The 26,045-nt window shown below is 64.3% G+C and carries 20 protein-coding genes; 12 read left to right on the top strand and 8 right to left on the bottom strand.

Annotation, left to right across the window (positions count from 1 at the left end; genetic code table 11):
* Positions 1-146 precede the first annotated feature (146 nt).
* Together QX071_RS01255 and QX071_RS01260 are read left to right on the top strand one after the other, a co-directional pair.
* The gene (locus QX071_RS01255; protein WP_315702664.1) at positions 147-3,518 is read left to right on the top strand and encodes an ATP-binding protein; all 3,372 of its coding nucleotides are present in this window, start codon (positions 147-149) and stop codon (positions 3,516-3,518) included.
* Positions 3,508-4,422, top strand: a complete 915-nt coding sequence (locus QX071_RS01260) for a response regulator transcription factor (RefSeq protein WP_315702663.1) — start codon at positions 3,508-3,510, stop codon at positions 4,420-4,422. The genes QX071_RS01255 and QX071_RS01260 overlap by 11 nt, the downstream gene beginning before the upstream one ends.
* A 209-nt stretch (positions 4,423-4,631) precedes the next feature.
* Here the strand turns inward: QX071_RS01260 and QX071_RS01265 are convergent, their stop codons facing one another.
* Both QX071_RS01265 and QX071_RS01270 read right to left on the bottom strand, forming a co-directional pair.
* On the bottom strand, positions 4,632-6,134 hold the full coding sequence (locus QX071_RS01265; protein ID WP_315702662.1) for an NAD(P)/FAD-dependent oxidoreductase: 1,503 nt from the start codon (positions 6,132-6,134) through the stop codon (positions 4,632-4,634).
* Positions 6,135-6,246: 112 nt separating this feature from the next.
* The gene (locus tag QX071_RS01270) at positions 6,247-7,014 is read right to left on the bottom strand and encodes a S1 family peptidase (protein WP_315702661.1); all 768 of its coding nucleotides are present in this window, start codon (positions 7,012-7,014) and stop codon (positions 6,247-6,249) included.
* A gap of 86 nt (positions 7,015-7,100) precedes the next feature.
* Between QX071_RS01270 and QX071_RS01275 the strand changes: the two genes are divergently transcribed.
* Positions 7,101-7,739 carry an HAD-IA family hydrolase gene (locus tag QX071_RS01275; protein ID WP_315702660.1) on the top strand — a complete coding sequence of 213 codons (639 nt, stop codon included), beginning with the start codon at positions 7,101-7,103 and terminating at the stop codon, positions 7,737-7,739.
* Positions 7,740-7,831: 92 nt separating this feature from the next.
* Here the strand turns inward: QX071_RS01275 and mtnA are convergent, their stop codons facing one another.
* The 3 genes from mtnA to QX071_RS01290 form a co-directional block, all read right to left on the bottom strand.
* Entirely contained in the window at positions 7,832-8,938 is a 1,107-nt protein-coding gene (mtnA, locus tag QX071_RS01280) for an S-methyl-5-thioribose-1-phosphate isomerase (protein ID WP_315702659.1), read from the bottom strand.
* Between the two features lie 15 nt (positions 8,939-8,953).
* Entirely contained in the window at positions 8,954-9,835 is an 882-nt protein-coding gene (locus QX071_RS01285) for an S-methyl-5'-thioadenosine phosphorylase (protein WP_315702658.1), read from the bottom strand.
* A 102-nt stretch (positions 9,836-9,937) separates the two neighbouring features.
* Positions 9,938-10,210 (bottom strand): phosphopantetheine-binding protein, encoded by a 273-nt coding sequence (locus QX071_RS01290; RefSeq protein WP_315702657.1) that lies wholly within the window; start codon positions 10,208-10,210, stop codon positions 9,938-9,940.
* 335 nt (positions 10,211-10,545) lie between these two features.
* Here QX071_RS01290 and QX071_RS01295 point away from each other — a divergent pair, with 335 nt between their 5' ends.
* The 3 genes from QX071_RS01295 to QX071_RS01305 are packed head-to-tail and all read left to right on the top strand — an operon-like array spanning position 10,546 to position 13,709.
* The gene (locus QX071_RS01295; RefSeq protein WP_409977462.1) at positions 10,546-11,772 is read left to right on the top strand and encodes an acyl-CoA dehydrogenase family protein; all 1,227 of its coding nucleotides are present in this window, start codon (positions 10,546-10,548) and stop codon (positions 11,770-11,772) included.
* Positions 11,773-11,816: 44 nt separating this feature from the next.
* Complete coding sequence (locus QX071_RS01300) at positions 11,817-12,779, top strand: amino acid--[acyl-carrier-protein] ligase (protein WP_315702656.1); 963 nt, start codon at positions 11,817-11,819, stop codon at positions 12,777-12,779.
* Between the two features lie 48 nt (positions 12,780-12,827).
* Positions 12,828-13,709, top strand: coding sequence for an acyl-CoA acyltransferase (locus tag QX071_RS01305; RefSeq protein ID WP_315702655.1), 882 nt, complete (start codon positions 12,828-12,830; stop codon positions 13,707-13,709).
* A gap of 2 nt (positions 13,710-13,711) precedes the next feature.
* Here the strand turns inward: QX071_RS01305 and QX071_RS01310 are convergent, their stop codons facing one another.
* Positions 13,712-14,599 (bottom strand): branched-chain amino acid aminotransferase, encoded by an 888-nt coding sequence (locus QX071_RS01310; protein ID WP_315702654.1) that lies wholly within the window; start codon positions 14,597-14,599, stop codon positions 13,712-13,714.
* 147 nt (positions 14,600-14,746) lie between these two features.
* Between QX071_RS01310 and QX071_RS01315 the strand changes: the two genes are divergently transcribed.
* The 3 genes from QX071_RS01315 (at position 14,747) to QX071_RS01325 (ending at position 18,185) form a co-directional block, all read left to right on the top strand.
* Positions 14,747-15,697 (top strand): alpha/beta hydrolase, encoded by a 951-nt coding sequence (locus QX071_RS01315; RefSeq protein WP_315702653.1) that lies wholly within the window; start codon positions 14,747-14,749, stop codon positions 15,695-15,697.
* A 172-nt stretch (positions 15,698-15,869) separates the two neighbouring features.
* Positions 15,870-17,174 carry an O-acetylhomoserine aminocarboxypropyltransferase/cysteine synthase family protein gene (locus QX071_RS01320; protein ID WP_315702652.1) on the top strand — a complete coding sequence of 435 codons (1,305 nt, stop codon included), beginning with the start codon at positions 15,870-15,872 and terminating at the stop codon, positions 17,172-17,174.
* Positions 17,175-17,183: 9 nt separating this feature from the next.
* Positions 17,184-18,185, top strand: a complete 1,002-nt coding sequence (locus tag QX071_RS01325; protein ID WP_315702651.1) for a homoserine O-succinyltransferase — start codon at positions 17,184-17,186, stop codon at positions 18,183-18,185.
* Positions 18,186-18,232: 47 nt separating this feature from the next.
* Here QX071_RS01325 and putA read toward each other — a convergent pair whose 3' ends face one another.
* Complete coding sequence (gene putA / locus QX071_RS01330) at positions 18,233-21,325, bottom strand: bifunctional proline dehydrogenase/L-glutamate gamma-semialdehyde dehydrogenase PutA (RefSeq protein ID WP_315702650.1); 3,093 nt, start codon at positions 21,323-21,325, stop codon at positions 18,233-18,235.
* 80 nt (positions 21,326-21,405) lie between these two features.
* Between putA and QX071_RS01335 the strand changes: the two genes are divergently transcribed.
* From QX071_RS01335 to QX071_RS01345, 3 genes are all read left to right on the top strand, one after another.
* Complete coding sequence (locus QX071_RS01335; protein ID WP_315702649.1) at positions 21,406-22,653, top strand: DUF763 domain-containing protein; 1,248 nt, start codon at positions 21,406-21,408, stop codon at positions 22,651-22,653.
* A gap of 3 nt (positions 22,654-22,656) precedes the next feature.
* A complete protein-coding gene (locus tag QX071_RS01340; RefSeq protein WP_315702648.1) occupies positions 22,657-23,118 on the top strand; it encodes an NUDIX domain-containing protein in 462 nt (153 codons plus the stop codon).
* Between the two features lie 245 nt (positions 23,119-23,363).
* Complete coding sequence (locus QX071_RS01345) at positions 23,364-23,840, top strand: hypothetical protein (RefSeq protein ID WP_315702647.1); 477 nt, start codon at positions 23,364-23,366, stop codon at positions 23,838-23,840.
* 51 nt (positions 23,841-23,891) lie between these two features.
* Here the strand turns inward: QX071_RS01345 and QX071_RS01350 are convergent, their stop codons facing one another.
* Positions 23,892-25,589: a methyl-accepting chemotaxis protein gene (locus QX071_RS01350; protein ID WP_315702646.1), complete on the bottom strand. Its 1,698-nt coding sequence runs from the start codon at positions 25,587-25,589 to the stop codon at positions 23,892-23,894.
* Positions 25,590-26,045 lie beyond the last annotated feature (456 nt).

Genomic DNA, 26,045 nt, shown 5'->3' on the forward strand with positions numbered 1-26,045 from the left:
GACGAAGAATGGCGCGGTTCGTGCACTGCACGGATACGCAAGATTGCGTATACTGCACCGCAAAAGCGCGACGTAGGCTCTGCGCAGCGATCACGAGGGGCGGGACGGACTTGGGCAAGGACCGCTACGGTTCAGGAGTTTAGGGAGTGGCAGGGCGGCAGCGGATAGACCGCGTCAGGCGCCAATATAATCAGTGGGTCGCCAACCAGACGTTGGAGGATTACGCGCTTCGGTTCACGGCCAAGAGCGCGCGGCGTTGGTCCGCCGCTCGCGTCGCCAACACGGCGCTGGGCGCGATCTCGTTTCTGGCACTGGAGGCGATCGGCGGCACGATCACGTTGAACTACGGCGTGACCAATGCGACCGCGGCGATCCTGGTGGCGAGCATCATCATCTTCTGTTGCGGGCTGCCGATCGCGTACCAAGCCGCCAAATGCGGCATCGACATCGACCTGCTGACCCGCGGCGCCGGCTTCGGCTATATCGGCTCGACGGTCACCTCGCTGATCTACGCGAGCTTCACCTTCATCTTCTTCGCGATCGAGGCGGTGATCCTGGCTTCGGCGCTGGACATGTGCTTCGGCATTCCGCGGCCGATCGGCTATCTGATCAGCGCCGTCGTGATCATCCCGCTGGTAACATATGGAATCACGCTGATCAGCCGCTTCCAGCTCTGGACGCAGCCGCTCTGGGTGGTGCTGCACATCCTGCCCTTTGCCGCCATCGCCTATGCGAGCCCGCATTCGTTCGCCGACTGGCAACAGTTCCCGGGCGAGCACGGCGATCCCGCCGGTCATCTCGATCTGGCGTTGTTCGGCACCGCAGCCGCCGTGGTGTTCTCGCTGGTCGCGCAGATCGGCGAGCAGGTCGACTTCCTGCGCTTCCTGCCGCGCGACCAGCGCACATCGAAGCGGTCGTGGTGGATCGCCCTGCTGTCGGCCGGCCCTGGCTGGATCGTGCTTGGTGCTCTCAAGCTGCTGGCTGGATCGTTCCTGGCGTTCTTTGCACTCAGTCACGGCGTGCCGGCCGAGCGGGCCGCCGAGCCGGCTCATATGTATCTCGAAGCCTTTCGCTACGTGCTGGCTCAGCCTGACCTCGCGCTGGCCTTGACCGGCACCTTCGTGATTCTGTCCCAGATCAAGATCAACGTCACCAACGCCTATGCCGGTTCGATCGCCTGGTCGAACTTCTTCTCGCGCCTGACCCACAGCCATCCCGGTCGCGTCGTGTGGCTGGTGTTCAATGTCGTGGTGGCGCTGCTCCTGATGGAGATCGGCGTCTACAAGGCGCTCGAACAGACGCTGGCGCTCTACTCCAACATCGCGATCTCCTGGGTCGGCGCACTGGTGGCCGATCTCGTCATCAACCGCCCGCTCGGCTTGCGACCGCAGCATATGGAATTCAAGCGCGCGCACCTCTACGATATCAATCCGGTCGGTGTCGGGGCGATGACGATCGCAACCATCGTCTCGATCTGCGCCTTCTACGGCCTGTTCGGTCCGACCGCAAAGGCGCTGTCGACCTTCGTTGCGCTTGGGGTTGCGCTGATAACGGCTCCCGCGATCGCCTATCTCACCGACGGCAAGTATTATCTGGCCCGCAAGCCGAAACGAAGCTGGCAGACCATCGAGCGGATCCAGTGCTGCATCTGCGAGCACCATTTCGAGCCGGAGGACACCACCTCCTGCCCCGCCTATGCCGGCCCGATCTGTTCGCTATGCTGCTCGCTCGATGCGCGCTGCCACGACCTGTGCAAGCCGCACGCGCGCGTGCAGGCTCAGCTCGCGGCCGCACTCGGCGGCATGCTGCCGGAACGGATCCTGGTGCGGATCAATTCGCAGCTCGGCCATTATCTCGGCGTGTTCGTGACTTCGGCCGGCCTCGTCGCGCTCACGCTCGGCATGATCTATCTGGAGACCTCCGCCGCGCAGCCGGCAGACAGGCAGGTCATCTCGGACGTCCTGTGGAAGGTCTTCTTCGCGCTCTCCATCATCATCGGCGTCGTCACGTGGCTGTTCGTGCTGGCACAGCAAAGCCGCCGTGCCGCGGAAGCCGAGACGCGACGGCAGACCCAGCTCCTGATCGCGGAGATCGAGGCCCATAAGCGCACCGATGCCGAGCTGCAGCGCGCCAAGGAGGTGGCCGAATCCGCCAATCTCGCCAAGAGCCGCTACGTGGTCGGGCTGAGCCACGAGCTGCGCTCGCCGCTCAATGCGATCTCCGGCTACGCGCAGCTTCTCGAGCAAGACGCCAGCCTGCCGCCCAAGCCCCGCGATCAGGTGCGCGTGGTCAGGCGTAGCGCCGACCATCTTTCCGGCCTGATCGACGGCATTCTCGATATCTCCAAGATCGAGGCCGGCCGGCTTTACCTCTCGCGAGACGAGGTGCGCCTGAGCGAATTCCTCGACCAGCTGGTCGGCATGTTCCGGCTGCAGGCCTCCGCCAAGGGCATCGATTTCGTGTTCAAGCGACCTGCCGTGCTGCCTGTCGTGGTCTATGCCGACGAAAAGCGGCTGCGGCAGATCCTGATCAACCTGCTGTCGAACGCGATCAAATTCACGCAAACCGGCAGCGTGCAGTTCGTCGTTCACTATCGCAGTCCCGTCGCGGAATTCGAGGTGATCGACACCGGCCCCGGCATCCAGCCGGACGACCTCGAGCGAATCTTTGCGCCGTTCGAGCGCGGTGCGCTCGGCGCCTCCCAGCCGCATACCGGCACCGGACTCGGGCTCACGATCAGCCGACTCCTGGCCGGCGTGATGGGCGGCGACATCAAAGTCACGAGCCAAGTGGGCATCGGCAGCACCTTCCGGGTCAAGATCCTGCTGTCGGAAGTCACCAACCCGACGCGGCACGCGCCGGTCAAGGCGCCCGTCTCCGGCTATCAGGGACCTCGGAAAACCATCCTCGTGACCGACGACGATCCCGTGCATCGCGATCTCCTGCGCGAGGTGCTGACGCCGCTCGGCTTCATCCTGCTCAGCGCGCCCGATGGCCCGGCGTGTCTTGCGCTTGCCCAGCACTGCCAGCCCGATCTCTTCATCCTCGACATCTCGATGCCCGGCATGGACGGCTGGACCGTCGCCGAGACCCTGCGCAACAGCGGCCATCATCATGCCCGCATCCTGATGACCTCGGCGAGCGCGCTGGAGGCGCACGGCCGGCCGCTGGCGCAGCCGTTCCACGACAGCTATCTGATGAAACCGATCGATATCCCGCGCCTGTTGGAAACGGTCCGGCAGTTGCTCAAGCTCGAATGGAGCTATGAGACCGACGCAATTGCCGTCCCGCATTGGCGGCCCGAAACGGGATCGCGGCCACCGCTGAAATATCTCGAAGAGCTGATCGGGCTCGGCCAGATCGGCTATATCCGGGCCATCCAGATCAAGCTCGACGAGATCGGCACCGAGCACCCGGAGCACGCCGATTTCGTGATGCAGATGCGCGCCCTGGTCGACCGTTTCGACCTCGATCAGTATATGGCAACCCTGAAGACCCTGCACGCCTATGAGCATTGACAGAAAACGCGACGTCGCGCTCGTGGTCGACGACTCGCCGGAGACCCTGCGGTTGTTGACCGACGCGCTCGACGGCATGGGCATGACCGTGATGGTGGCGCTCGACGGCGCGGGGGCGATGCGCATCGTCGACCAGATCACGCCCGACATCATCCTGCTCGACGCCGTCATGCCGGGCATGGACGGGTTCGAGACCTGCCGCAAGCTCAAGCGCGACGCAGGCTTGAGCAACGTGCCAGTGATCTTCATGACGGGGCTCGCCGACACCGAGCATATCGTGAAGGGACTTGACGCCGGCGGCGTCGACTACGTCACCAAGCCGATCGTGGTCCAGGAGATGCTGGCGCGCATCCGCGTGCACCTCGCGAATGCGCGCATGACACAGAGCGCGCGCGCCGCGCTCGACGTCTCCGGACGATTCCTGCTCGCCGTCGACCGAGACGGCCGGCTGATGTGGTCGACCCCTCAGGCGCAGAAGCTTCTGAACGACAGTTTTGGCACGAATGATACGCTGGTGTTGCCGGACTCATTGCGCCAATGGCTCGATCAGGCGCAAAAGGGCAAGGCCGTGGGCAAGGCTGCGGCTTCGATTCCGGATCGCCCGGAACTCAAACTCCATTACATGGGCAGCGCCGGCGCCAACGAGTTCCTGCTCAGGCTCTCCAAGGAATCGACCAGCGCGATGCCGGCCGAGTTCTCTAGCGAGTTCGGCCTGACCACCCGCGAGGGCGAGGTCTTGTCCTGGCTGTCCAAGGGCAAGACCAACCGCGACATCGCGCAAATCCTGGGACTTAGTCCGCGCACGGTCGACAAGCACCTTGAGCAGATCTACGCCAAGCTCGGTGTCGAGAACCGCACCGCGGCGGCAGCGATCGCGACCAGCGTGGCACGGCGGGAGACCTGAAGTTGTTATGTATGGGCGGCACGACAAGCGACGCTGTCGTCCCGGGCAAGCGAAGCGCAGACCCGGGACCCATACCGCGTGACGCAGCTGTAAGCTAAGATCGGTCGTTGCAGTCTTCGCGCAACAACATTCGCCGGTGGTAATGGATCCCCGCTTTCGCGGGGATGACGGCGGCATTTGGCGCAGCTGAAGAATGCCACTCGACGAGATTAACCATACACGAACGCCTTGTCGTCGAGATCGATCGCAGGAATCTCGTCCTTCTCGGCCCAGTAATCCTGGCTGTGCTGCCATTCCGGCTTGTCGCCACGCTTGGGCAACAGATGCATGTTGCGCATCATGTAGCCAGGGTTGAAGTTCTCCGGATCGATCCAGGGCAAGAGCGGCATGTTGTGGTCCTCGGAGCGCAGCGCCGGCACCACCTTGCGAACGCCCATCCCCTTCATGTGCTTGAGCAGCCGGCAGACGAAGTCCGCCACCAGGTCCGTGCGCAAGGTCCAGCTGGCCCGGAAATAGCCGAACACCCAGGCCATGTTCGGCACGCCCGTGAACATCATGCCGCGATAGGTCACGGTATCCGCAAAATCGAGCGGCTTGCCGTCGATAGTGAAGGCAATGTCGCCGAGCATGCACAGGTTGAATCCGGTCGCGGTGATGACGATGTCGGCGTGCAGCTCGTCGCCGGACTTGAGCTTGATGCCGCTCTCGGTGAAACGTTCGATCTCGTCGGTCACGACAGAGGCCTTGCCGCTCTTGATGCCTTCGAACAGGTCGGCATCGGGAACGAAGGCAATGCGCTGCCGCCACGGCCGGTAGCTCGGCGTGAAATGCTTGGCCGCGTATTCGGGACCGAGGATCGCTGCGATCTGACCGACCAGCTCCTTCTTCACCTGCTCCGGCTCGGCGATGCAGCGCTTGGTGAACCAGTCCTGCTCGAACAGGATCTTGCGCCGCACGATCTCGTGGATCCATTCCTCCTTGACCTGGAGCCGGCGCAGCTCCTCGGCGAGCTCGATCGCATTGCGGCCGATCCGGAAATAGGTCGGCGATCGCTGCAGCATGGTGACGTGGGCGCATTGGCCGGCGATGGCCGGCAGGATCGTTGCCGCGGTCGCGCCGGAGCCGATCACGACCACCCGCTTGCCTTCGAGTTCGATGTCTTCAGGCCATCGCTGCGGATGCACGATGCGGCCCTTGAACTTGGCCATGTCAGGCCATTCCGGCGTGTAGCCTTCCGAATGGCGGTAATAGCCTTGGCACATCCAGAGGAAATTGGCGGTGAAGCGCACCGGCGTTTCGTCAGTCCCCTTCACCGCTTCGATCGTCCATAGATTGCTCGCGCTCGACCAACTCGCCGAGACGATCCTGTGCCCGTATCGGATGTGCGGGCCGAGATCGTTCTCCTGGATGACCTCGCCCATGTAGTTCATGATTTCCTGGGCCGTCGCGATCGGCGGCCCTACCCACGGCTTGAAGCTGTAGCCGAAGGTGTGCAGATCGCTGTCCGAGCGAATGCCGGGATAGCGATGCGTGCGCCAAGTTCCGCCGAAACTCTCCTGGCTCTCGAGAATGACGAAGCTGGTCTCAGGCAACTGCCTGGTCAGGTGATAGGCGCTGCCGATACCGGAGATACCAGCTCCGACGATCAGCACCTCGAAATGTTCGGTGGCGTGAGACGCCGACGCCTCCCGCATGGGCGCGATGACATTCATTCTTATTCGCCTTGAGCTTGATTTTTGGCTTGGTTTCCTCAGCCTTCAGGCTGGACCCGATTGCGCGTTCGGTCAACTGATCACCGCGCACGGTCCGACTATTCGATCCGCATCAATTTCCGTCGAGCGGCATGCCCCATTGCCGCGCGGTCTGCATGATCCAGTCCCGGTATAATGTCAGCGGCGTCACGCCGGTCAGTCCGCCACAGCCGTCGGTAACGTTTGGGCCGGTGGACCAGGAAATGACGCCGATCACGGCAGGCCCCGCTTGCTGCTGCTCGAACGCGGGTCCGCCGGAATCTCCGGTGCAAGCACCGAGTCCGGGCTTCGTACCTTGTGTCACCGGATCGACCAGCCTGATCTGCAAGCTACCGGGTTTGCCCGTGGCGACGAGGGACGCCGTTCGAACCACGCCGCCACTCTTGCCGTCGCCTCTGATCGTGACGCCGATGCCTGCGATGGCAAAGGCATTGCCGGCATCGAGCGGAAGCTGCGGGACGCCGAGCATCGCGGGCGAGCGATCCCTGGCCGGTGCATCCAGTTCCAACAGCGCGACATCGGCGGTCGCACGATGCGCCTGGATCGATTGGATGTTGAAGGCGGGATGAACCGCGACGCGTCGGACCGTCTTGAGCTGCGGCTTGCGCTCGCGATCATATTCCACGATGCGGTAGTCGGCACCGGGCTGTACGCAATGCCCGGCCGTCAGCACCAGCTTCGGCGCGATCAGTGCTCCGCTACAGAAATTACCGCGCGAGCCGACGATGGTCACGACTGAACGGCCGACGGCATCGTTCGAAGACGGTGCGCCGCCGACGATGGCGGCGGCCGGAGAGATGCCGAGCAGCAAGACGGCTGCGGTTCTGAGGACGAGCTTCATCGTATTCAGCCATAGCGTCTGGCGCCGATATCGCCAAGCAGTACGCTGCGTGCTAGCGATGTCGCTGCAGGACAATCGGCGAGGAAATGATGGTCGAGGCGGTGATTTTTGATTTTGGCGGGGTGCTGACGACTTCGCCCTTTGAGGCGTTCGCCCGGTTCGAACAGGAATGCGGCTATCCTGCCGACATCATCCGCAACACCAACGCCGCCAATCACCTGGAAAACGCCTGGGCGAAATTCGAACGCGCCGAGATCGATCTCGACGCCTTCGACCGCCTGTTCGCGGAGGAATCGCTCGCGCTCGGCGGCGCCGCGGTGCGCGGCAGGGAGGTGCTGCCGCTGCTTGCGGGCGACCTGCGCCCGGACATGGTCGAGGCGCTGATGCGCATCGGCGAGCAGTTCAAGACCGGCTGTATCACCAACAATCTGCCGGCCAATGCGATCGGCAGCCAGGCCGGGCGCTCGCTCTATGTCGCCGAGGTGATGGCGCTGTTCGACCATGTGATCGAGTCCGCCAAGATCGGGCTGCGCAAACCGGATCCGCGCATCTACCAGATGATGACCGAGGCGCTCGGGGTTCGTCCCGAACGCTGCGTCTATCTCGACGATCTCGGCGTCAATCTGAAGCCCGCTCGCGAGATGGGGATGACCACGATCAAGGTTACGAACGCGGCTCAGGCGATCGCAGAGCTCGAGACCGCAACGGGGATGAAGCTGAGCTAGTCCTGCGTTATTGTGAGCGAACCAAAGCAATCCAGCGTCACACAAAGAGGCTGGATTGCGTCGGCGCATGCGCGCCTCGCAACGACGAAGGGTTAATAGTTGCTCTGCTTCGCCCGCTCCGGAAACGCGGCCGCGAGCGAGGCGCTATCCGCATTCAGCACGCCGCGCTCGGTGATGAGGCCGGTCACCAGCCGCGCCGGCGTCACGTCGAAACCGTAATTCGCCACGGGCGATCCCGGCGGCACGATGCGCACGGTCTCGATCCGCCCGTCGGCGGTTCGGCCGGTCATATCGGTCACCTCGCTGGCGCTGCGCTGCTCGATCGGGATCTGCCGGCCGTCGGCCACCGCGAAGTCGATGGTCGGCGACGGCAGCGCGACATAGAACGGCACGCCGTTGTCGTGCGCCGCCAGCGCTTTCAGATAAGTGCCGATCTTGTTGCAGACGTCGCCATTGGCGGCAACGCGGTCGGTGCCGACGATCACAAGATCGACCATGCCGTGCTGCATCAGGTGCCCGCCGGTATTATCCGGAATGACGGTGTGCGCGACGCCATGATGGCCGAGCTCCCACGCGGTCAGCGAGGCGCCCTGGTTACGTGGCCTGGTCTCGTCGACCCAGACATGGATCGGAATGCCACGATCAGCAGCGAGGTAGATGGGGGCGGTCGCCGTACCCCAGTCCACGGTCGCGAGCCAGCCGGCATTGCAGTGGGTCAGTACATTGACCGGCTCGCCCGGCTTCTTTTGCGCGGCAATCGCCTCGATCACCTCCAAGCCGTGCTGCGCGATGCCCTGATTGATGACGACATCCTCGCCGGCGATATCGACAGCACGGGAATAGGCGGCGCCTTGCCGCTCCGACGGCGCCAGCCGGCGCAGCATCGCGGCCATGGTGTCGAGCGCCCATTTCAGGTTGATCGCGGTCGGCCGCGTCGCCAGCAGCATCTGGTAGGCACGGTCGATCGCCTGGTCGGAGCGGTCGTCACGCATGGCGAGCGCCATGCCGAAGGCGGCCGTGGCGCCGATCAGCGGCGCCCCACGCACCAGCATCGTGCGGATCGCCTCCGCAGCTTCCTCGCAGGTGGTCAGCTTAGCAACGACGAATTCATGCGGCAGCCGGCGCTGGTCGATGGCGGCGACCGACCAGCCGTCGGCGTCGAGCCAGATACTGCGGTAATGCCTGCCGTCGACCTTCATCCGCGCGTCCTCCTCTCAGGGCTGGCTCCGCAACACCCGTCCTGCCACTGCATCGAGCTTCTTGAGCAGTTCAGGATCGCGGGCCTCCGGCGCCGTGATCAGCGCCGCATCGAGCGCCCGGTCCGAGCCGATCGGACAGGCCTCATGTTCGCGCGGGAATTCCTGCGCGAGCCGGGCAACGAGAGCCTTGGCCTTCTCCGCATTCGTCGTCAACACGCGGATGATGTCCTGCACGGTCACTGCGTCGTGGTCCGGATGCCAGCAGTCGAAATCCGTGACCATCGCCACGGTCGCGTAGCAGATCTCGGCTTCGCGCGCGAGCTTCGCCTCCGGCATGTTGGTCATGCCGATCACGGAATAGCCAAGCTCCTTGTAGGTCATGCTCTCGGCATAGGTCGAGAATTGTGGACCTTCCATGCAGACATAGGTGCCGCCGCGCCCGATCGGAATGCCTTCCGCTTCCGCCGCTGCGGCCAGATGGATGCGCAATCGCGGCGACACCGGATGCGCCATCGACACATGGGCGACGCAGCCCTTGCCGAAGAAGGAGCTCTCGCGCTTGTAGGTCCGATCGACGAACTGATCCACCAGCACGAATGTGCCGGGCGGCAGATCCTCCTTGAACGATCCGCACGCCGACAGCGACACCAGATCGGTCACGCCGGCCCGCTTCAGGACGTCGATGTTGGCCCGATAATTAATGTCCGAGGGCGAGAGCCGATGGCCCTTGTCATGGCGCGGCAGGAAGACGATCGGCAGGCCGGCGATCACGCCTCGGCGCAACGGCGCAGAGGGCTCGCCCCAAGGGCTGGCGATCACCTCGTCACGTGCATTCTCAAGTCCCGGGAGATCATAAATCCCGGACCCGCCGATAATGCCGAGAACTGACTTTGTCATGCTCACCCCATCTCACGTCCGGGGATAAGCTATGCCAGCTTTGATCGGATTTGAGAACCGGCGGCGAGAGGTCCACCCGAAGATGTGACCCTCGTGAGCGCATCAGACAGCGGTGGCGGCCTGCAACTGGCCTGAGACCAGCCGCTCCAAAGTTGCGATCGACTGGAAGTTCTCCGGCGTGATCTGCTCTTGCGGAATGGTGAAGTCGAACTCGGCCTCGACCGCAAGCATCAGGTTGACCATGTCCATCGAGGTGAGCCCGGCGTCGACCAGCAGCACTTCGGGGGAGAGTTCGGCCGAAATGGAGTTCTGCGCGAGAATCCCGCGCACCAACGCCACGATCCTGCTGCGAACATCGGTTTCCGCCCCTTGCATATACGCCCTCTCAACTCTCACAATTTCCGAAAATCTATCGCGGTATGCCCACCCGAAAATAACGCGACCATGTTGTAAAATCAGCCGCGCGCGTGGCGGCTTTCTCTCGCATTTGATCTTAAGGCTAACATCTTGGTGACAATTTGCCGAAGCGAAAGAACCGGAAGTTAACCGCCGCGCCCGGATTAGATCGTGTTTACCCTGAATTTCGTCGACGTATTTGAATCAAATCCATACGCTGACGAGCAACAATGAGCGGTCCGAGTATCGGCTTGGCGTCCCCGCGGATGCCGGCGCTGAGCTCCAGTGCCGGCAATCGGAGGCCAGATCGGGTCATGAACGTCCAGGATACCGCACTTCATCACCCCACGCCGAGTGACGGCGGACATCTGCTGCACGATCGCGGCTCGTTGTTCCTGCAACGGATGTCGGCGGTTGCCGCACAGGCCGCGGCGGAAGCGGACGAGGTCGATCGGCAGGGGCGCTTTCCCAAGGCTGCGATCGATGCCGCGCGCCAGCAGAAGCTCCTGGGAATGCAGATCCCGGTCGAGTTCGGCGGCTTCGGCGCTTCGGTGCAGGATATCGCCGAGGTCTGCTACACGCTCGGCCGCGCCTGCGCTTCCACCGCAATGATCTTCGCGATGCATCAGACCAAGGTGGCGTGCCTGGTTCGGCACGGCCGTGGCAGCCCTTACATGGAAGCCCTGATGCGGCGTGTCGCCTCCGAACAGCTCCTGCTGGCGTCCTCGACCACCGAGGGCCAGAATGGCGGCAACATCCGCGCCAGCGCCGCTGCGATCAGCCGCAGCGGCGACGAGATTAGCCTGCTCCGCGACGCCACGGTAATCTCCTACGGCGCGGAAGCCGACGGACTGGTCACGATTGCGCGGCGCGCCGATGATGCTGCCGCATCCGACCAGGTGCTGCTGGCCCTGACCCGGGACGATTATTCGCTGAAGTCGACACTCGGCTGGGAAACGCTCGGCATGCGCGGCACCTGCTCGACCGGCTTCGAACTGAAGGTGCATTGCCCCGCGGATCGCATGTTCGCCGAACCTTATGACCGCATTCACACCCAGACCATGACGCCGTTCGCGCATTTGACCTGGTCGTCGGCCTGGGCCGGAGTCGCGGCCGCTGCCGTCCAGCGCGCCCAACGCTTCATCCGCAAGGCGGCACGCAGCGCCGGCGGCCAGACGCCGCCCGCCGCAGCGCATTTCACCGCCGCCAAGATGACCCTTGCCAAGCTGCGCGCGTTGATCGCGACCAATATGGATGCCTTCATGGCCCGCGAACATGACGAGCGCGCACTGACCTCACTGGACTTCCAGTCCTCGATCACCCTGCTCAAGGTCGAGACCTCCGAACTCGCGGTCGAGACCGTGATGCGGGCAATGCGCGCCTGCGGCCTGTCCGGCTATCGCAATGACGGCGAATTCACGATCGGGCGCCACCTGCGTGACGTGCTGTCTGCACCGATCATGATCAACAACGACCGCATCCTCGCCAACGTCGCGACATCGAGCCTGATGAGCGCCATTCCCACCTCGCTGCACGACTGACGATTCCCATTTCAAGCCCGATCTTTGCATTAGGACCTTTCAAGATGACCATCCCTGTCCTGCGGCAATCGCCAGAAGTTGCGCCGCAGCCGGCTGATCCGTTGGATCACCTCGCCGATAAGCTGTTCCACCGGATGGGCGCTGATGGCGTCTATGCGCGGACTGCGCTCTATGAGGATGTGGTCGAACGTCTGGCCGCACTGATCACACGCCACCGCGAACCCGGCACCGAGGTGATGCGCTTCCCGCCGGTGATGAGCCGCGCACAATTGGAGAAATCCGGCTACCTCAAGAGCTTTCCCAATCTGCTCGGCTGCGTCTGCGGCCTGCACGGCACCGAGCGCGACATCAATGCCGCCGTCAGCCGCTTCGAGGCAGGCGGCGACTGGACCACGTCGTTGTCGCCGGCCGACCTCGTGCTCTCGCCGGCCGCTTGCTATCCGGTCTATCCGATCGCTGCGAGCCGCGGCCCGCTCCCCGAGAACGGCCTTCGCTTCGATGTCGCAGCCGACTGCTTCCGCCGCGAGCCGTCGCGGCACCTCGACCGGCTGCAGTCGTTCCGAATGCGCGAATATGTCTGCATCGGCACTCCCGACGATGTCTCCGGCTTCCGCGAGCGCTGGATGGTCCGCGCGCAGGCGATCGCCCGCGATCTCGGCCTGCCCTTCCAAGTCGATCAGGCCAGCGATCCCTTCTTCGGCCGTGTCGGCCAGATGAAGGCGGTGAGCCAGAAGCAGCAATCGCTGAAATTCGAACTGCTGGTGCCGCTGCGCTCCGAAGCGCAGCCGACCGCCTGTATGAGCTTCAACTACCATCGTGATCATTTCGGCACGACCTGGGGTATTTCGGATGCAAACGGCGAGCCCGCGCATACAGGCTGTGTGGCGTTCGGAATGGACCGTCTGGCGGTTGCGATGTTCCACATTCACGGCACCGACCTCAGCCGGTGGCCGTCTGACATCCGCGAGATGTTAGGTCTGGAGCCGCAGACGACGAGTACGGACTGACATTCGCCGACGCAATGCTCGCAATACAGTCGTTGGCGCGGCCGCCAGATGAGTTCGCTGAAACCCACGATCCGCTGCCGGGAGATCACGCCGGCCGATCTCGAAGCGGTCGCGGATCTGCTCACGCGGGGCTTCTCCGGACGACGGCGCAGCTACTGGCTGGAGGGCCTGCATCGCCAGGCTGCGCGTGAGATCCCGGCGGGCTATCCGCGCTTCGGCTATATGCTGGACCACGACGGCACGCCGGTCGGCGCGCTGCTCTTGATCTACTCCGAACGCAAATCCCAGGCGCAGCCGCAAATCTGGTGCAACCTGTCGAGCTGGTACGTCGCGCCTGCGTTCCGCAACTATGCGCCGATGCTGACCAAGATCGCACAGCGGCTTGGTCACGTCAGCTACGTCAATATCAGCGCCGCGCGCACGACCTGGCCGATCATCGAGGCGCAGGGCTTTCGCGCCTATTGCAAAGGGCTTTTCCTTTCGGTCCCGGCCTTGTCGCCCACGGGACGAGGGGCGCGCGTCGAGATCGTGAGCAGCGATTCCGCCATGATTGACGGCCTGCCCGCCGATGAGGCGGCACTTCTGCTCCGGCACGCGCGATACCGGTGCCTGAGCATAGTGGTTCGCTCCGAGCGCGGCACGATTCCGTTCGTGTTGCAGCCGGCCAGGATGCGCCGCGGCTTGATTCCTCTGCCGGCCATGCAGCTGGTTTATTGTCGCGATGTCGCTGACTACGCGGCCTGTGCCGGTGCCATCGGCCGGTTCCTGGCCAAGCGCGCAAAGATCGCGGTCCTGATCGATGCCAATGGTCCCCTGCTCGGATTGGTCGGCCTCTACACCGAGCGGCGCGGCCGGAAATATTTCAAGGGACCACGTCGCCCGCGGTTGGGCGACCTCAGCGATACCGAACTGGTCGTGTATGGGCCGTGACCCTACGCAGCAAGCTTCGTTCCATGCGCGTGGTCCCAGTACAGCTTGCGCGCCCGGCTGTAGATCGGCCCGATCGAAAGGCTCCGGTCGTCGATCCGGATCACAGGAGCCACTTTGGCGAAATTGCCGGCCGAGAAGATCTCATCGGCCTGGAGAAAGTCCTCATAGCGCAGCGTCGTCTCGACCACAGCCACACCGTCGCTGCGCAACAGCTCGATGATCCGCTGCCGGGTGATGCCGTTGAGGAACGTGCCGTTTGGCGCAGGCGTATACACCACGCCGTCCTTGACCATGAACACGTTGGCGTTGCCGAACTCCGCGACGTTGCCGAGCAGATCCAGCATCAGACAATTGTTGAAGCCCCGAGAGGCGGCATCTAGCAGCGCCCGTGAATTGTTCGGATACAGGCACGCCGCCTTGGCGTCAACCGGCGCGCATTCGGACGTCGGGCGGCGGAAAGGTGAGAGCGTGATGGCGTTACCGGTCGGCTGCGGCATCGGCGCCTCATAGATGCAGAGACACCAATTGGTGGTCTCGGGATCGAACAGCACACCACCGCCGGCGCCGTGCTGTGCCCAATACATCGGCCTGATATACAGTTCGGCATTGGGGCTGAACCGGGCGATACCTTCGCGCGCGAGCCCGATCCAGCTTTCGACATCGATCACCGGCTTGAGCCGGAAATTGGTTGCGGACTGATTGACCCGGGCGCAATGGCGATCGATATCCGGCGTCACGCCTTCGAAGGCCCGCGCACCGTCGAACACGGTGGAGGCAAGCCACGTCGCGTGCGTCCGCACGCCCATGATCGGGGCATTGCCCTCGTGCCATTCTCCTTCAAAGAAGGTCCAGGTTTGCGAATAGCTGACCGGCTTGACGATGTGGCTCATGATGGCTCCTCGCAAAGAGGTTTGACGCGCTTTCCATCACTTCTCGCGCGAATGTTTTAACGATTTGCTTGTCTAGCCTGCGTGGCTCACGATCGATTCACGGTTGACCGGCAGAATGGATGCGGACTCTTCTTCACCGGATCCGCCATGCCTCTCGATCCCCGTGCTCAGCGCCTGCTCACAATGATGGCTGCTGGCTCCCCCGCCACGCGGCAGCGGACATCGGCTGACGAGCGCAGGCAGTCGCTGGCCAAGCTGATGCAGTTCGCACGCGCCGATCTCGACCGCGTGACCACGGTAGACGGCACACTGCCAGGTCCCGTCAGCCAGCTTTGCTATCGGCTCTATACGCCGGCCGATCGGGTGGATGAGCCCCTTCCCGGCTTCGTCTTCTTTCATGGCGGCGGCATGGTGGCAGGCAGCATCGAGACCCATCACCGGTTCTCTGCGGCGCTCGCGCTTGCAATCGGCTGCCGGTTGATTTCGATCGACTATCGCCTGGCTCCCGAACACAAATTCCCTGCGGCCATCGAGGATGCGATCGCCGCCACCGCGTTCATCTGGCGCAACGCTGCTTCGCTCGGAATCGATGCCCGCCGCTTGGTGGTCGGGGGCGATTCCGCTGGCGCCGCGCTTGCCGCTGTCGTCTGCCAGCAGGCGCGACAAACCGCGGCTGTCTCCATTGCGGCGCAGTGTCTGATCTGCCCTGTGCTCGACTTCGCCGGCGCGTCAGCCTCGCGCGCCGCCTTCGCCGAAGGCTATCTGATCGACCGGACAACCCTGCAATCCGATCTTTCGGATTACCTGCCGGCTGGCGCAGATCTTGCCGATCCCAGGATATCGCCGCTGCGCGCCGCTGACGTTGCCGGCCTGCCGCCGGCGATCATCCACACCGCCGAGTTCGACCCGATGCGCGACGAAGGCAATGCCTATGCGCAGCGGCTGACGTCTGCGGGCGTTGCCGTCGCGCATGTGTGCCATGACGGTATGGTCCACAATTTCCATGCGATGGGCGCACTGCTGCCGCAGGCACAGGCTGCGCTGACCCAACTCGGAGAGCAGGTCAGGCAGCTGCAGGGAATACCGCCGATGAATTGATTAGGTTTCGGCGGGAGTCCCTCGGCGAACGTGGCGCCGCGCTGGAGTTTGTTAGGGTTATTTTGTCGTTGTTGTCGCGAATTATTGTCCGCTTCACTCCTCGCCTCTACCAAGGCAAGAAGCGCGGATTGCATCTCGGCGGCCTATGCAACGCGCGAAGCGGAGTTCGACGATGCGCAGCGAGACCATTGCCATTCACGCCGGCTACGAGGCCGACCCGACCACCAAGGCGGTTGCCGTTCCGATCTACCAGACCGCGGCCTACGCCTTCGATAGCGCCGACCATGGCGCCGCGCTGTTCAATCTCGAAGCCGAGGGGTATCGCTACAGCCGGATCTCCAATCCGACCACAGCGGTGCTCGAGAAGCGCGTCAGCGAACTGGAAGGCGGCGTCGGCGCACTCGCCGTCGGGACCGGCCAGGCGGCGCTGCATTTTGCCTTCGTCAACCTTGCCGACCATGGTGGCAACATCGTCTCCGTGCCTCAGCTCTATGGCACCACGCACACGCTGCTGGGCCACATTCTGCCGCGCCAGGGCATCGTCGGACGTTTCGCGGAAAGCGATCAGCCCGATGCGATCGAACGGCTCATTGATGAAAATACCAAGGCGGTGTTTGCGGAGACGATCGGCAATCCGGCCGGCAATGTCTGCGACATCGAGGCCCTCGCCAGGGTCGCTCACCGCAACGGCGTGCCGTTGATCGTCGACAACACCGTGGCGACGCCGATCCTTCTGAAGCCGTTCGATTACGGCGCCGATATCGCCGTTCATTCATTGACCAAATTTCTGGGCGGCCACGGCACCACCCTCGGCGGCATGCTCGTCGACAGCGGCAATTTCCCCTGGAAGCAGCACGCCGACCGCTTTCCCGCCTTCAGCCAACCCGACGCGTCCTATCATGGGCTGGTTTACACCGATCATTTCGGCAGAAGCGCCTTCATCCAGCGGGCGCGCAGCGTCTATCAGCGCACGATGGGCGCGGTGCTGTCGCCGTTCAACGCCTTCCTGCTGCTGCAGGGCATCGAGACGGTGGCGCTGCGGATGGAGCGCCATGTCGAGAATGCGCAGAAAGTCGCCGAATTCCTGCGTGACGATCCGCGCGTCGCGTGGGTGAACTACGCGGGATTCCCGGATAGTCCCTATTATCCGCTCGTGCAGAAATATCTCGGCGGCAGGGCATCGTCGCTGTTCACGTTCGGCATCAAGGGCGGCCTCGAAGCGGGCAAGGTCTTCTACGACTCGTTGAAACTGATTACACGCCTCGTCAATATCGGCGATGCCAAGTCGCTGGCGTGCCACCCGGCGTCGACCACGCACCGGCAGATGTCGGCTGAGGAGCAGCGCAAAGCCGGCGTGTTGCCGGAAACCATCCGGCTGTCGATCGGCATCGAGCACATCAGCGACATCATCGAGGACCTCGACCAGGCGCTGGGCCAAGCGGCTTCACAACAGGCCCGACCGGCGGCGGCTGAATAGCGCAAGGCCATGACGCTGCTGTTCGACCGGCACCGCTCGATCGCAGGCTCCACAGCTGCGCCTGCCAGCGCCGATGGCGACGGGCGTTCAGGCGAGCCGGTCGAACTGACGATCGGGCTGATCAACAACATGCCGGACGGCGCGTTGAAGGCGACCGAGCGGCAGTTTGTGCGGCTGCTCGAGACCGCCGCCCCGCCACGCGTGCGAATCCGGTTCCGCTGCTTCGCCTTGCCCTCGATTGCCCGCTCCCCGGCCGCGCAGACGCATATCGCAGGCACCTATGCCGACATCGCCGATCTCGATGGAGCGCAGATGGATGGGCTCATCGTGACCGGCGCGGAACCGATCGCGGACGACCTGCGTGAGGAGCCTTATTGGCAGGAGCTTGCGGCGGTCGTCGATTGGGCGAAGACAAATACGCGCTCGACCATCTGGTCCTGCCTCGCCGCCCATGCCGCCGTGCTGCATCTCGACGGCATCGCGCGGCGGCCGCTCGGCGCCAAGTGTTCGGGCGTCTATGACTGCGCCAAGGTGGCCGAAGACCAGATGACGCAGAATATACGGTCGGCGCTCAAGGTCTCGCATTCTCGCCTCAACGCGGTGGACGAGCAGGATCTCGTGCATTGCGGCTATCGGGTCCTGACGCGATCGGACCAGGTCGGCGTCGACGTTTTCGTGCGCGACATGCCGAGCCGCTTCATTTTCTTCCAAGGCCATCCTGAATACGATGCGCTGTCGCTGCAGCGGGAATATATGCGCGACATCGCGCGCTATCTTTCGGGGGAGCGCGACGACTACCCGAACATTCCCGCATCCTATTTCGATACGGCGACGGAGGAGGTGCTGAGGCGCTTCGAATTCCGGGCACGGGCGAGGCGCGACCCCACCCTCGCCGCAGAGCTGCCGGGGCTGAAGCTGCGCACTGACCTTGCCGCCGGAACGGCCGCGACACTGCTCCTGAAGAACTGGATCGATCTCCTCGTCCAGTCCGCATCGACAGCGGGGCCGTGAGGCAGTCCGCCTCTCAGGAACACTCCACACCTGCTCGGACATCCACATCAGCGATCACCGAGCGAGGCCAGCGCCGCATTGCCGCCCGCCGCCGCCGTGTTGATGGTCAGTGTCTGCTCAGTGGCAAAGCGCGCCAGATAATGCGGGCCGCCGGCCTTCGGCCCGGTGCCCGACAGGCCACAGCCCCCGAACGGCTGTACGCCGACCACAGCACCGATCATGTTGCGATTGACGTAGACGTTGCCGATCGGTAGCTGCGACACTTTCTCGATCATCTCGCCGATGCGCGAATGCAAGCCGAAAGTCAGGCCATAGCCCGACCGCTTGATCGCTTCCAGCACCTGATCCAGTTGGTCGGCGCGATAGCGGACGACGTGCAGCACCGGCCCGAACACTTCCTTGCCCAGGTCCTCGACACGACGCAGCTCGAACACATGCGGCGCGACGAACGAGCCGCGCGACGGCGCCACGCCTGCATAATGCACCCGCGCCGTCGCCTTCATGCGCGCGATGTGCTCCTCGAGCCGCGCCTTGGCCTCGGCATCGATCACCGGGCCGATGTGGGTCGCGACATCGCGGGGATCGCCGATCGCAAGCTCGCGCGCCGCGCCTATGATCATCTCGATAACGACATCGGCGACGTCATCCTGCAGGCAGAGCAGCCGCAGCGCCGAGCAGCGCTGCCCGGCAGAACGAAACGCCGAGGTCAGCACGTCATCGGCGACCTGCTCGGGCAGCGCGGTGGAATCGACCAGCATCGCATTGATGCCGCCGGTCTCCGCGATCAGCGGCAGGATCGGTCCCTCACGATAAGCGAGGGCGATATTGATCGCACGCGCGGTTTCATAGGAGCCGGTGAACACGACGCCCGCTATCGCCGGATGCGCGACCAGCTGCGCGCCGATCGTGCCATCGCCCGGAACCAGTTGCAGCGCGGTGGGCGCGATGCCGGCCGCGTGCATGATCTGCACGGCTTCGGCTGCGATCAGCGGTGTCTGCTCGGCCGGCTTGGCAACGATTGTATTGGCCGCCATCAGCGCCGCAGCGATCTGGCCGATGAAGATCGCGAGCGGAAAATTCCACGGCGAGATCGCAACGAACACGCCGCGGGGGCGCAGCGACAGCCTATTCGCCTCGCCGGTCGGCCCCGGCAGATCGAGCTCCACGCTGAACAGCTTCTCGCCTTCGGCCGCATAGTAGCGGCAGAAATCGGCCGCCTCGCGGACCTCCGCAATTGCATCATCGAGGGTCTTACCGGCTTCGACCGCAAGCAAATGAATCAGCCGCGCGCGCCGCGCTTCGATCAGATCCGCGGCTTGCCGCAACGCTTGAGCGCGCTGCCCAGCGGGAATCCGACTCCATGCATCAAAGCCGACCACGGCCGCAGCGACGGCGCGATCGGCAATCGCGGCGTCAGCCTCCACGACCGTCCCGGCGGCCACCGCCGGATCGAACGGGCTCGCGACCATGCGCGGGGCGCCGGGCTCGCTCCGTCCATCGATAATAGCCGCCGCGTTTGCCGGCGTTCCTCCCGCACGCGCGACTTCGGCCCGCAAGGCTGCGAGCGAGCCGTGATGGCCGAGCTCCACACCTTGCGAGTTTCGGCGCTCGGGCTCGTAGAGATCGCGTGGCCGCGGGATGGTCGGATGCCGCGCGGCCCCCGCATTGCCGATGATCTCAGCCTCGCTGGCTACGAGCTGGTCGATCGGAATGTTCGGATCGGCGGCAACCGAAACGAATGACGAGTTCGCGCCGTTCTCGAGCAGCCGACGCACCAGATAGGCCAGGAGATCGCGATGCTTGCCGACCGGCGCATAGGTGCGGCAGGCGATGGCCGGGTGCAGCTCGCGCAGCGTCGCATAGAGTGCCTCGCCCATGCCGTGCAGCCGCTGGAATTCGTAGCCCGCGCCGTCGCCCGCGGCGTGAACAATATGCGCAACCGTCATCGCGTTGTGGGTGGCGAATTGCGGAAAAATGCGCGCACGCATGGCAAGCATCTGGCGCGCGCAGGCGAGATAGTTCAGGTCGGTCATCGCCTTGCGGGTGAACACCGGATAGTCGTCCAGCCCGCGCTCCTGCGCGCGCTTGATCTCGGTGTCCCAATAAGCGCCCTTGACCAGCCGCACCATGAAGCGCCGCCTCTGCCCTTCGGCGAGGCCGGCGATGAAGCCGATCACCTTCTCGGCGCGCTTCTGATAGGCCTGGATGGCAAGCCCAAAGCCATCCCAGCCGGCGAGCGACGGATCGGCGACAACGCGCACGATCACCGCCATGGATAGATCCAGCCGGTCCGCCTCCTCGGCATCGACGGTGAAATTCAGGTCGTATGCCTTGGCCCCTCGTGCGAGCTCGATCACGACAGGCACGATCTCGCGCAAGACGCGCTCGCGCGACATCTCCTCATAACGCGGATGCAGTGCCGACAGCTTCACCGAAATGCCCGGCCGGTCCGGCAGTTTCGCATTGCCGGCCGCCTGCCCGATGGCCGCGATCGCCGCCGCATAAGAATGCCGATAACGCTCGGCATCGGCGGCGGTGCGGGCGCCCTCGCCCAGCATGTCGAAAGAATAGCGGAAAAGGCGGCCGCTGCTTGAATTGGCGCGATCGAGCGCCTGCTCGATGGTCTCGCCGAGCACGAAATGGCTGCCGAGCAGCCGCATCGCCTGGCGCGCGGCGGTGCGCACGGTCGGCAATCCCAATCGCCGCGCCAGATTGGCCACCACGCTTTCCGGCGTGTCGCCCGGTGCGATCACGCGGGCCGCAAGGCCCAGCGCCCAGGCGGAGGCTGCAACCAGCGGCGTGTGCGACTTCACCTCGTGATGCAGGAAGTCGCCGTGCCCGAGCTTGTCCTCGATCAGCCGATCGGCGGTCGCATCGCCCGGCACCCGCAACAGCGCCTCGGCGAGCACCATCAGCGCCAGGCCCTCATCGGTCGAGAGCGCGTATTCCTGCAGGAAATCGTCGATGCCGCCGAACCGCGATGCCTTGGTGCGGATGCCCTCGATCAGGCGGCGGGCGGTGGCTTTCACCCGCGGCAGGTCCGACCGATCCTGGGTACGCAGGAGGCGCTCGGCGATGGCGACATCGTCCTCCGCATAAGGCGGCGAAAAGACCGGTTCGGTTATCGGCGCTGGGTCCATTCCATCGGCTCAAATCTTGTCGCGAACGCGCGCGTCTGTTCTGATACATTGAGACGACGGGAACCTTTTGCAAGGACACGATGGCCAAACGCACCGGCAGCGCCGACCTTCCGCTCCACTCCGGGCGCGTCCCCGCCTGGCTTGGCGTAAGGATGGCCTCACTCGGCGCCATCATCACTCAGGCGATCGTGCATCATTACGGACGCGACGACTTCCTGGCCCGGCTGTCGCATCCGTTCTGGTTCCAGTCGTTCGGCGCCGTGATGGGCATGGATTGGCACTCATCGGGCATCACCACCAGCGTGATCGGCGCGTTGAAGCGCGGGCTGAAGCCGCTGCAAGGCGAGCTCGGCATTTACGTGTGCGGCGGCCGGGGCGAGCATTCGCGCAAGACGCCGGACGAGCTGACGGGCTGGAGCGAACAGCTCGGCCTCGATGGTGAGGATCTGGTCCGCACCAGCCGGCTGGTCGCCAAGGTCGACAGCGCCGCGGTGCAGGACGGCTTCGATCTCTATCTGCACGGCTTCTTCTTGGCCGCCGACGGCAAATGGTGCGTCGTGCAGCAGGGCATGAACGGCGACAAGCGCCAGGCCCGCCGCTACCATTGGCATTCGGAGGCGCTGAGAAGCTTCGTCGATGCCCCGCATAGCGCCATCGATGGGCCGAGCCAGGGCGAGATCGTCAACCTGACCGATCACCGCGCCGAACCGTCACGCATCGCCCAGCTCGATCTGCTGGCCGAGCTCGGCCCCGACCGCATCGTCGGCGAATTCGAGCGGATGAACGCAGCGCCGCCGGCGCAAGGCGTGCTGCCGCATCTGGTGATGCCCGCCCATCACGACGTCCGCCCCAAGGACGTATTCGCGCGGCGCCTCCACGGCACGCTGGCCGCCGCCGCCGAGCGCGGGCCGGCGGATTTCCCCGAACTGCTGCTGACGCCCGGGGTCGGCGCCCGCACCGTGCGTTCGCTCGCCATGGTCGCCGAAGTCGTGCACGGCGCGCCCTATCGCTTCACCGATCCGGCGCGCTTCTCGCTCGCCCATGGCGGCAAGGACCGCCATCCCTATCCGGTGCCGATCAAGGTCTATGACGAAACCATCCGGGTGCTGAAGTCGGCGGTCACGAACGCCAAGCTCGGCCGCGACGAGACGCTGGGTGCGCTGAAGCGGCTCGACGATCAGGCGCGCCGGCTGGAGCGCACCGCGACCGGCCCAAGCCTCGACGCCTTCATCGCCACCGAGCGCGCCGCCTCGCCCCAACTGGACGGCCGCTCCGTATTCGGCTGGGAGCGCGACCTTGTCGCCGCCGCCAAGCAGAAGCTGCGTTAAGCGATGCCGGCGCGCAGCGCGGGCGTACTTGCCTATCGTATGACCTCCGGGGCGCTCGAGGTGCTCCTGGTGCATCCCGGCGGGCCGTTCTGGCACTACAAGGATCTTGGCGCCTGGTCGATTCCGAAGGGCGAATATGCCGCCGATGAACCGGCCGAGGCCGCCGCACGGCGGGAGTTCGCCGAAGAGCTCGGGACTGAGCTCAGCGTCCCGCTGCTCCCGCTCGGCGAGATCAAGCAGCGCGGCGGCAAGATCGTCGTGGCCTTCGCTGCCCAGACCGACCTCGATACCACTGCGATCAGCAGCAACCAGTTCGAGATGGAGTGGCCGCCGCGAAGCGGCCGCATGCAGAGCTTTCCGGAAGTCGATCGTGCGACGTGGTTCGACCTCGCGGAGGCCCGCGAGCGCATCAATCCTGCGCAAGCTGCATTGCTGGACCGGCTGATCGAGATGACAACGATGTGACACGGTACTCATTGCGCTGCAGGCAGCGCGCGGCAGTTCCGAATTGCGAAACCAAGGCGAACTACACGCAGTAACACTGCGCTGCCCTGTGTCTTTTCCGCGCAGTCACGCGACATTGTCCGATTTCATCGCGCGCCGAAATTCACTTTGCTCGCGAATGCGACTATATCGGCGCAGTCGCTTGCGCGGAGGCTTTCGGGCCGTCGCGACCGAACCAGGCGATCGCAGTCAGGATCGTGTTGCAAGTGAAACTCGAGAGGATAGATCAGATCGATCGCATCGATCTGACGATCGTGCCGGCCAGTCTCAACAGACAATGCAGGTCGCTGATCGAGAGCTACCATCGCGTTCACGGCTACGCCGCGCTGGCTGATCTGTTGTGGAAGTCCGGCCTTGGTCCTTTCATAGAGAGCCAGAGCGAGCTGCGGCAGCTGCTGAAGCAGGCCTCGATGTCGCGGAGCGCCAAACGCGCCAATGACGGTTTCGTCCAGATCGCGACCACCATCCTCGCGCTCGAGATCCTGGCTTCGGGCTTCGCCGGCTGGGCCGGCCTCTATCCTGAAGCCGCGCTGATCGCGCACATGCTGCTGAAGCCGTTGCCGAGCAATCAACAGCTGCCGCTGATGGCGTTCTACCTTTATCAGAAGCAGCCTACCGTGCCGAACGCGATCACGATGCTGGCGCCGTCGCTCGATCCCAACGCCGACAGCAGCGCGCTCTGACGGGCTCGCACCCGGCTCCGTCTGATTGACGTATCAAACAACGCAACGCGGCTAGGCCGCGCGAACGTTGCCGAGGAAGCGTCCAGTCTCGTTCTTCAGCTGCGCGGATTGCGTCCCGAGCTGGCCGGCAGCACTGAGCACCTGCGCGGCCGCCGCCCCGACCTGGCTCGAGGCCTCGCGCACGCCGACGATGTGCTTCATGACGCCCTGCGTGCCCTCGGCGGCTTGCTGGACGCTGCGCGCGATCTCCTTGGTCGCCGCGCCCTGCTCCTCGACCGCCGCGGCGATGGCTTCGGTGATCTCGTTCATCTGCCCGATCGTGGCGCCGATGTCCCGGATCGCATTCACCGTGGCGCCGGTCGCGTCGCGGATGGCCTCGATCTGGCTGGTGATCTCTTCGGTAGCCTTCGCGGTCTGAGCCGACAGCGCCTTGACCTCGTTGGCGACGACCGCGAAGCCCTTGCCGGCCTCGCCCGCGCGCGCCGATTCGATGGTTGCGTTCAGCGCCAGCAGGTTGGTCTGGCCGGCAATGGTCTGGATCAGCGCCATCACCTCGCCGATCTTCTGGGTGGCGTGCACCAGTTTCTCGACCATCGATTCCGTGCGGGTGGCCTGGCCGACCGCATTCTGCGCGATGGTGGAAGACTGCGTGACCTGCCGCGCGATCTCCTGGATCGATGACGACAGCTGCTCGGCCGAGGCCGAGACGGTCTGCACATTCTTCGCAGTCTGTTCCGCAGCCGAGGCGACGTTGGCGCTCTGCGCCGTGGTGCCTTCGACGATGCTCGACATCGAGGATGCCGAGCTCTGCAACTCGCCGGCAGCGGCTGCGGTGCCCTGGATGACGCCACCGATCGAGCGCTCGAACTCGTCGGCGATGCGCGCCAGCACCGCGCGCCGCTCCTCGGCAGCCTGGGTCTTGCTCTGTTCCTGCTGGGCACGCAGCCGCTCGCTTTCGGCGAGATGGTCCTTGAAGACCTGCAGGCTTCGCGCCATCCGCCCGATCTCGTTCTTGCGATCGACGAACGGAACCTCGAAGTCGAGGTTGCCTTTGCAGAGTTCGTCCATCACCTCACAGGTCGTATCGAGCGGGCCGACGATGCCGCGTCCCAGCCAGAAGGCGATGATGCCGGCAATCACCAACCCGGCCAAGCCGCCGAGCCCGGCCCACAGCGCGCGTTCATAGACGACCGCATCGACGTCGTTGATGTAGACGCCGGCCTGCAGCGCCAGCATCTTGTCGCCGCTGCCGTAGGCGCCGACATAGGAAAGCTTGGGCAGTTCGCCGCCGCCGCCGGAGCGCGGTGCCATATATTCGACGAAGCCGCCGCCGGCGCGTGCGGTGCGCACGATGTCCTGAATCAGGAGCTTGCCGGTGTTATCCTTGAAGTCCCAGCGATTGACGTTGATGTATTTCGGATTGGCGTGAACATAGGTCACGCCGGCGTCGGACGGGCCGGTGCCGTAGACGCCAAGATAATCGGCATATTGTCCCCAGCGCATGGCGCCGATCGCTGCGAAGGCCAACTGGCGCGCGCGATCCGGTTCCATCCGGCCCGACTTGGCTTCGGTATCATAGTAACTCAAAACCTTGGCCGCGGAGTCCACGAGATTGCGCACCATGGTCCGCCGCTCCTCCAGCACGGAATCGCGGAGCAGCAGGATCTGCATGGCGGAAACGGCAAAGAGGGCAATTGAAAGGACCGCAATAATGGTCGCAAGGCGCTGATAGATGGTGAGGTGTCGCATTATCTTGTCCAGCTTCCCATGTCGTGCAGGCCGCGACCGTATCAACTTCAACTTAATAGATTGCTATACGTAGCTACCGGAGGTTTGATTATTAAAATCCGTCGTAGTTCGGTGCAGCGAGTGCACCGAAGACTTTGCCGCACACACCGATTCGTTACACGAGCCGTTCGGCGCAAGCGCAACTCATCTCGCGACGCGATCAACGCCCGAGTCTTGCTCATCTTTTGCCCCTCTCGATAGCAGAGGGTGCAGGGAAGGCCGGGCCTCGACTGAGGCCCGTGGCCCGCCTGCGAAAAAAAATGCAGGCGGCAGGTACCACAGGTCCAGCCGGACGACCCGGCCCTCCCTGCGCGACGGTTTTCACGCTTATACGCAGTCTCCCTGGTGCGCCGGGCTTGTTGGCCACCTCCGCGCGAGGCGAAGCCTCGTCGCGTGTGCGACAACGCGTTACGCGCG

Source organism: Bradyrhizobium sp. SZCCHNS1022, from assembly GCF_032484835.1.
GTDB lineage: Bacteria > Pseudomonadota > Alphaproteobacteria > Rhizobiales > Xanthobacteraceae > Bradyrhizobium.

Coding starts and splice junctions, on each gene's coding strand:
- QX071_RS01260 (WP_315702663.1), top strand. CDS start 3,508: ATGAGCATTGACAGAAAACGCGACGTCGCGCTCGTGGTCGACGACTCG.
- QX071_RS01265 (WP_315702662.1), bottom strand. CDS start 6,134: ATGAATGTCATCGCGCCCATGCGGGAGGCGTCGGCGTCTCACGCCACC.
- QX071_RS01270 (WP_315702661.1), bottom strand. CDS start 7,014: ATGAAGCTCGTCCTCAGAACCGCAGCCGTCTTGCTGCTCGGCATCTCT.
- QX071_RS01275 (WP_315702660.1), top strand. CDS start 7,101: ATGATGGTCGAGGCGGTGATTTTTGATTTTGGCGGGGTGCTGACGACT.
- mtnA (WP_315702659.1), bottom strand. CDS start 8,938: ATGAAGGTCGACGGCAGGCATTACCGCAGTATCTGGCTCGACGCCGAC.
- QX071_RS01285 (WP_315702658.1), bottom strand. CDS start 9,835: ATGACAAAGTCAGTTCTCGGCATTATCGGCGGGTCCGGGATTTATGAT.
- QX071_RS01290 (WP_315702657.1), bottom strand. CDS start 10,210: ATGCAAGGGGCGGAAACCGATGTTCGCAGCAGGATCGTGGCGTTGGTG.
- QX071_RS01295 (WP_409977462.1), top strand. CDS start 10,546: ATGAACGTCCAGGATACCGCACTTCATCACCCCACGCCGAGTGACGGC.
- QX071_RS01300 (WP_315702656.1), top strand. CDS start 11,817: ATGACCATCCCTGTCCTGCGGCAATCGCCAGAAGTTGCGCCGCAGCCG.
- QX071_RS01305 (WP_315702655.1), top strand. CDS start 12,828: ATGAGTTCGCTGAAACCCACGATCCGCTGCCGGGAGATCACGCCGGCC.
- QX071_RS01310 (WP_315702654.1), bottom strand. CDS start 14,599: ATGAGCCACATCGTCAAGCCGGTCAGCTATTCGCAAACCTGGACCTTC.
- QX071_RS01315 (WP_315702653.1), top strand. CDS start 14,747: ATGCCTCTCGATCCCCGTGCTCAGCGCCTGCTCACAATGATGGCTGCT.
- QX071_RS01320 (WP_315702652.1), top strand. CDS start 15,870: ATGCGCAGCGAGACCATTGCCATTCACGCCGGCTACGAGGCCGACCCG.
- QX071_RS01325 (WP_315702651.1), top strand. CDS start 17,184: ATGACGCTGCTGTTCGACCGGCACCGCTCGATCGCAGGCTCCACAGCT.
- putA (WP_315702650.1), bottom strand. CDS start 21,325: ATGGACCCAGCGCCGATAACCGAACCGGTCTTTTCGCCGCCTTATGCG.
- QX071_RS01335 (WP_315702649.1), top strand. CDS start 21,406: ATGGCCAAACGCACCGGCAGCGCCGACCTTCCGCTCCACTCCGGGCGC.
- QX071_RS01340 (WP_315702648.1), top strand. CDS start 22,657: ATGCCGGCGCGCAGCGCGGGCGTACTTGCCTATCGTATGACCTCCGGG.
- QX071_RS01350 (WP_315702646.1), bottom strand. CDS start 25,589: ATGCGACACCTCACCATCTATCAGCGCCTTGCGACCATTATTGCGGTC.